Raw genomic sequence first — 6818 nt, forward strand, 5'->3', positions numbered from 1 at the left:
GTGTCGTCGATCCGGAGTGCCGGGTCATCGGCATCGAAGGCTTGCGGGTCGCCGATTCGTCGATCTTCCCGCGCGTCACCAACGGCAATCTCAACGCGCCCTCGATCATGACCGGCGAGAAGGCTTCCGACCACATCCTTGGCCGCACGCCGCTGGCGCCGTCCAACCAGGAACCATGGATCAATCCGCGCTGGCAGGCGTCGGACAGATAGAGCATGATCGTGTGACTGCACGATCCGCATGCCGCGAAAGACAATCTGGAGACTTCCATGCGCGCTCAGCCCACGGCATCGCACTATGTCAACGGACGCTACATCGAGGACGAAGGCGGCGCGCCGCTGCCGGTCATCTATCCGGCAACCGGTGAGATCATCGCCATGCTGCGCTCGGCGACGCCGAACGTGCTGGAACTCGCCGTCGAGGCAGCGCGGGCGGCGCAGCCCGCCTGGGCGCGGCTGAAGCCGGTCGAGCGCGGGCGCATCCTGCGCCGCGCCGCCGACATATTGCGCGCCCGCAACGCCGACCTCGCCCGCATCGAGACATTGGATACCGGCAAGGCGATCCAGGAAACGCTGGTGGCGGACGCCCCTTCGGCGGCGGACTGCCTTGAATATTTCGGCGGTGCGGTTGCCGCCTACAATGGCGAGTGGGTCGATCTCGGCGGACCCTTCGCCTACACAAGGCGCGAAGCGCTCGGCGTCTGTGTCGGCATCGGCGCCTGGAACTACCCGATCCAGATCGCCGGCTGGAAATCGGCACCGGCGCTCGCCATGGGCAACGCCATGGTGTTCAAGCCTTCGGAAAACACACCGCTTTCAGCACTCGCGCTGGCCGAGATCTACAGCGAAGCGGGGCTGCCTGACGGCCTGTTCAATGTCGTGCAGGGCTATGGCGATGTCGGCGCCGGGCTTGTCGGCCACGATGTCGTCGCCAAGGTCTCGGTGACCGGCTCGGTGCCGACCGGCCGCAAGGTGCTGTCGCTCGCCGGCTCGAAGATGAAGCACGCGACGATGGAGCTTGGCGGCAAGTCGCCGCTGATCGTGTTCGACGATGCCGACATCGAGAACGCCATTGGCGGCGCCATGCTCGGCAATTTCTATTCGACCGGGCAGATCTGTTCCAACGGCACGCGCGTCTTCGTGCAGAGCGGCATTCACGACCGCTTCGTCGAGCGTCTGATCGAGCGGACCAAGAAAATCCGCATCGGCGACCCGCTCGACCCCGAAACCCAGATGGGGCCGCTGGTTTCCAAGGCGCAGCACGACAAGGTAGTGGGCTATATCGAGATCGGCAAGCAGGACGGAGCAACGCTTGCCTGTGGCGGCAACGTGCCTTCGCTGCAGGGTTTCCAGGGCGGATTCTTTGTCGAGCCAACGGTGTTCACCGGCGTCACCGACACAATGCGCATCGCCCGCGAGGAGATTTTCGGGCCTGTCATGAGCGTGCTGAAATTCGACGGTGAGGACGAGGTGATCGACCGCGCCAACGACACCGAATTCGGCCTTGCCGCCGGCGTCTTCACGCGCGACCTGCCGCGCGCCCACCGCGTCATTGCCGAGCTGCAGGCCGGCACCTGCTGGATCAACGCCTACAATCTGACGCCGGTGGAAATCCCGTTCGGCGGCTTCAAGCAGTCGGGCATCGGACGTGAGAATTCATTGGCGGCGCTGGCACTCTATTCGCAGCTGAAGTCGATCTATGTCGAGACGGGCGACGTGGCGAGCCCGTACTGATCAACCCTCTACGCCTTCGGGTCGGCCGTGCTGTCCAGATACTGGGTCAGCGCACAGACCAGATGATAGAAGATGCTGGCCGGCACGTCCGATGCCAGTGAGCGGCCGCGCTCGTCGATGCGGTCGATCCACAGGCCGAGCGGCGCCGGGTCGATGTGCCAGCGAAACAGCCGGCCGACGCGCGCTTCGATCTCGGGCTTCAGGTCCGGCCCGCCCGAACCATCCAGCGCGATAGCCGCCTTCACCGCTTCGGCCTGCGGCCAGCTGCGTGATATCAGGTCGAGCGGCAGGCCCTGCCGCGAGACGGCGCCATAGGCAAGGCCGGTGGCGCGGTTGAGGCCATTGGCAGTGGCCGACGCGTAAAGTTTTCTGGCAAAGCCGCTCAATTCGGCCTGGCCGCTGCGTCCAGCGAAATCGACCAGCAGCGAGGCCCACTCGAAATGGTGGCCAGGCTCGGTCCATGACCCTTTCTCTCCTGCGGATGGCTTCCATTCGGCATCGAAATACTCGCCAAGCGTCCAGCTTTCCGGATCGAAGAAATGACTTCGGAAGAGGTCGATGATGCGCGCTGCGCGGCGCAGATGGGCGCGCTCGCCAGTCGCCTGATGCCAAGCGAGGAAGGCCTCGAGCAGATGCATATGCGGGTTGGAGCGGCGCTCGCCTTTGCCGTCCGATGTCTCGAGGAAGCCGGTCATGCGGCTGTCTTCGAGATGCGCATCGAGAAAGGCGAAGGTTTCCTCGCCGAGGCGCAAGGCGTCTGGATTGCCATACATATGCGCATGCGCGAGCGCCAGGAGCACGCAGGAATGATCGTAGGCATCCTCGGTGGCGTCGGCGACCGAACCGTCGACATTCAGCGTCCGAACCCAGCCGCCCTTGTCGGTGCGGCCCTTGCCGGCCATGAAGGCGATGCCGTGGCTGATCAGCCGGTCGGCCGGACCGTCCCAGCCGCGCGCTCGGGCGACGGCGAAAGCATAGACCTGCCTTGCCATGGTGCGCATGCGCTTGGGCTTCATCAGCGGCGAGGCGTCCAGGCCGAGCGCTTCGTGAAAGCCGCCATGGCGTTCGTCGACCCCCGATGTCGACCACAGCGGCAAGGTCTCCTGAAACAGCCAGTGATGCACGCGCCGGCGCCAGGCGCCGCTTTCGATGACGCGGTCATGCGCCGGCGTGAACCTGGTTTCCAGGCGACCCGATTTTTCGAGCTGCTCGACGATCTTCTTGACGTGCTGGCTGTGGCTGACCGGGGCGACGAAGGTGGCATCCGATGTCGAAACGATGGCGATGTCCTTCATGCCGATCGCCGACAGCAGGCGGCCATCACTGCGAATGTAGGAATTCTCGCAATCGATAGCGACGACATCGCCGATGATGACATTGCCCCGGTCGTCGGCGGGGCCGACATCGAGCAGCGACTGCCAGGAGCCGAGATCGTTCCAGCGGAAGCCGGCCGGCACCATGGCGATGTCTTTTGCCCGCTCCATGATGGCGTAGTCGATCGAGTTCGACGGAATGGCGGCGTAGAGTTCTAGCGGCATGTAAAGGCCGGACAGATCCGATGTCGCTGCCCTGTAAGCTGCTTCGGTGGCCAGCCAGATATCCGGCTGGAACGCTATGAAGGCATCACGCATGGCGACGGCGCGAAACAGGAAGATACCGGTGTTCCAGTAGAAATTTCCGGCCTTGAGATAGCTTTGCGCAGTCTCAATATCCGGCTTTTCGACGAAGCGCGACACATCGAAGGTGCCGCCGCTTTCGGCCGCGACCTCGATATAGCCGTAGCCGGTCTCGGGCTGTGTCGGCTTGATGCCGAACACCACCAGCCGTCCACTGCGCGCTGCCTCGGTGCCGGCTTCGACGCTCTGCCAGAATTGGCGCGGGGTCGATATCTCATGATCCGACGGCACCACCAGCACCAGGCTGTCACCGAATTCGGACAGCGTGCGCAGCGTCGCCAGTGCGACGGCGGCGGCTGTGTTGCGCCCGGTCGGCTCGAACAGCGGACCGCCGCCGGCGAGGTCGAGACCAGCAAGATCGGCGTGAACGCGATCAGCATGGCGCTCCGCGGCGATCAGGAAGATCGGCGTTTCGCCTTCCGGCCGGGCCGTCAGCCGACGCAAGGTCTTGGCCAGCATCGAGCCATCGCCGGACAGATCGTGGAACTGCTTGGGGTTGTCCTCGCGCGACAGCGGCCACAACCTCGAGCCGACGCCGCCGCTCATTACAAAACTGACAATCCGCTCGGTCATTCAACTACCATTCAAAAGGTCTGGTTGTAGGCGCCCACCTCGGGGCTGCGGCGCAGCACGGCGTCGACAGCCTCGAACATCTCCCGTCGACGCTGCGACGACACCGGGCTTTCGACCACCACGACCAGTTCCGGTTTGTTCGATGAGGCGCGCACCAGCCCCCAGGTGCCGTCGTCGGCGACGACGCGCACGCCGTTGACGGTGATGAGGTCTGCGATCTTCTGGCCGGCGAAAACCATTCCATCCCGTTTCATGGTCTGAAAATCGGCAACCACCCGTTCGACCACGCCATACTTCACCTCGTCCGCGCAGTGAGGCGACATGGTCGGCGTGCCGAAGGTCAGCGGCAGCGCGCGATAAAGATCGGCCATCGAACTGCCCGGGCTGCGATCCAGCATTAGGCAGATGGCGATGGCGGTGACCAGCCCGTCGTCATATCCGCGCCCGATCGGCGGATTGAAAAAGAAATGACCTGACTTTTCGAAACCGGCGACAGCACCGAGTTCGGCGACGCGGCGTTTGATGTAGGAATGGCCGGTTTTCCAATAGTCAGTGACGGCGCCATTGGCGCGCAGCATTGCGTCGGTATGGAACAGGCCGGTCGATTTGACGTCGACGACGAAGGTCGAGTTGGGATGCTGGCTGGAAATATCCCTTGCCAGCATCACACCGACCTTGTCGGCAAAAATTTCATTGCCTTCATTGTCGACGACACCGCAGCGGTCGCCATCGCCGTCGAAGCCAAGGCCGATGTCGGCGCCTGATGCCAGCACCTTGTCCCGGATGGCATGCAGCATCCGCATATCCTCGGGATTGGGATTGTAGCGCGGAAATGTATGGTCGAGTTCGACGTCGAGCGCGATGACCTCGCAGCCGATGCGCTGCAACGCTTGCGGCGCGAAGGCGCCGGCAGTGCCATTGCCGCAGGCTGCGACCACTTTCAGCTTTCGGGCGATGCGCTTGTCGCGGGTCAGATCGTCGAGATAGGTCGCGCGAAAATCGCGGATGAAATCGTAGGAGCCGCCGCCGACGAGATCGAAATCACCAGCCAGCACGATCGCCTTCAGCGCGCTCATCTCTTCCGGGCCGAAGGTCAGCGGCCGCGCAGCACCCATCTTGACGCCAGTCCAGCCATTTTCGTTGTGCGAAGCGGTGACCATGGCGACCGAGGGCGTATCCAAAGCGAACTGGGCGAAATACGCCATCGGCGACAACGCCAGTCCGATGTCCCTCACCCGTGCGCCTGCGGCCATCAAACCGGACACCAGGGCCAGTTTGATCGACAGCGAATAGGAGCGGAAATCATGCCCGGTGACGATATCGGGACCGGCGCCGAGACGGCGGATCAGCGTACCAAGCCCCATGCCGAGCGCCTGGACGCCGATCAGATTGAGTTCCGGTCGTTGCGCGGAGCCGGGATGGCCGAACCACCAGCGCGCATCATATTCGCGAAAGCCGGATGGCTTGATCAGCGCTTCGGTTTCGAATTCGAAACTGTTGGGCCGCGCGTCGCCAACGATGCTGAAGGACAAGACTGGAAACTCCGAATGGCAGAAATTACGAATTGTCGAGGGCTGCGGCTTAGCACACAAGGCTTTAGGCCACGTTTATTCCGGAAGGGAATCCGGGCCTTTCGGGCAATGCTCGACGAAAGCCGACGAAATGCGACAGAAGTGCCGCCGTGCCGCTTGCAGGAACCAAGTGTGGCGGCTATAAGCCCGCGGTCTGGTCACGGAGTGTAGCGCAGCCTGGTAGCGCACCTCGTTCGGGACGAGGGGGTCGCAGGTTCAAATCCTGCCACTCCGACCAGAGAAAACAAAGAGTTAGCGCATCCCGACTTCGGCGCTCCACCTGCCCCTCAAGCGAGACTACTCGCGTCCCCCGTCAGTCGGATGGGCGAATTTCTATTCGCCGTGCCTCTGTGACTCGGCCGACAGCGATGCCTGTTGCACTGGACAGTAACCAGACGGTCCAACCGGCCGCCTGATGCCTTCATGCCTGCGCTCGCAGACAGATCCCGGAAAACATCTCAACTGGTACGCGCGTTTCCGCTCAGCGGAGGCCAAAAAAGCTCAAGATCGCTATCACGATGACTACAGCTCCAACGAGCCAAATGATGTTGTTCATGATCTCTCTCCTGTTGCCTGGGGAAGCCCGCGCCTCTGGCGGAGAACGCGGGTCGACCAGCCTTTGCCGACTGATCTGCAGCAGACACCAAATCGTGATCCCGGCTGCGAGAAATAAACCATCAGGCACGCCTAATGTTCCGTCGTGCGTCCTATGATCATAGGCGCCGGCATCATCACCACGACAGCGCTGTCGTGACAGGTTCCGTCCTCACCCATCGGCACCATTCCGTGGTGATCGAACGACGGGTACCGACGCTGGGATCCGGCCCCGATTCTTGATGGGAGTCGGGTCTTGATGGGAGTGGGGCCACGAGAGGCCTTTGGCACGCATCCCAATCACGCCCGCAACCAGACTTAAGTCCAGCCCCCGCCCGACCGAAGTCCAGGTTGGAAACGCTCGCCCTTGCCCCAAATTCGGGTGGTGGGCGAAAAATGATCAATGAAAAACTAAAGAGCAGCAGCATGTCGAACCGTGAGACCAAGAAATCCCATGCCCTGGGCATGCGCATGACAGAGATCAAAGCCAGGATGCAGGAAGCCCAGATTACCGAAGACGAGATGAAGACCTTCCAGAAGGTCACGGCCATCATGGAGGGCGACGAGGGCCGAATCGAGATTGACGACCTGATTGCCGCGTCATTCCTCACCGACACGACGCTGAACAGCCAGAAGCGTTAAGCGACCATGCCGACGATTAGCAGACTTTT

Annotated in this window: 5 protein-coding genes and 1 tRNA gene; 4 read left to right on the forward strand and 2 right to left on the reverse strand. The window is 62.6% G+C overall.

Annotated features, from left to right (window positions below):
• Both EN749_RS27560 and betB read left to right on the forward strand, forming a co-directional pair.
• A partial coding sequence (locus EN749_RS27560) for a GMC oxidoreductase (protein ID WP_245491511.1) occupies nucleotides 1-212 on the forward strand: 212 nt, incomplete at its 5' end.
• Between the two features lie 57 nt (nucleotides 213-269).
• On the forward strand, nucleotides 270-1733 hold the full coding sequence (gene betB / locus EN749_RS27565) for a betaine-aldehyde dehydrogenase (protein WP_127397156.1): 1464 nt from the start codon (nucleotides 270-272) through the stop codon (nucleotides 1731-1733).
• A gap of 8 nt (nucleotides 1734-1741) precedes the next feature.
• On the opposite strand, the gene EN749_RS27570 is transcribed toward betB, so the two are convergent.
• Together EN749_RS27570 and EN749_RS27575 are read right to left on the reverse strand one after the other, a co-directional pair.
• Entirely contained in the window at nucleotides 1742-3982 is a 2241-nt protein-coding gene (locus EN749_RS27570; RefSeq protein ID WP_128364349.1) for a mannose-1-phosphate guanylyltransferase/mannose-6-phosphate isomerase, read from the reverse strand.
• 11 nt (nucleotides 3983-3993) lie between these two features.
• Nucleotides 3994-5514, reverse strand: a complete 1521-nt coding sequence (locus tag EN749_RS27575) for a phosphomannomutase/phosphoglucomutase (protein WP_127396722.1) — start codon at nucleotides 5512-5514, stop codon at nucleotides 3994-3996.
• Between the two features lie 200 nt (nucleotides 5515-5714).
• Here EN749_RS27575 and EN749_RS27580 point away from each other — a divergent pair.
• Nucleotides 5715-5791 (forward strand) — tRNA-Pro (locus EN749_RS27580).
• A 707-nt stretch (nucleotides 5792-6498) separates the two neighbouring features.
• Nucleotides 6499-6789: a hypothetical protein gene (locus tag EN749_RS27590; RefSeq protein ID WP_348629385.1), complete on the forward strand. Its 291-nt coding sequence runs from the start codon at nucleotides 6499-6501 to the stop codon at nucleotides 6787-6789.
• Nucleotides 6790-6818 lie beyond the last annotated feature (29 nt).

Source organism: Mesorhizobium sp. M7A.F.Ca.ET.027.02.1.1, assembly GCF_004022985.1.
Classification (GTDB): Bacteria; Pseudomonadota; Alphaproteobacteria; order Rhizobiales; family Rhizobiaceae; genus Mesorhizobium.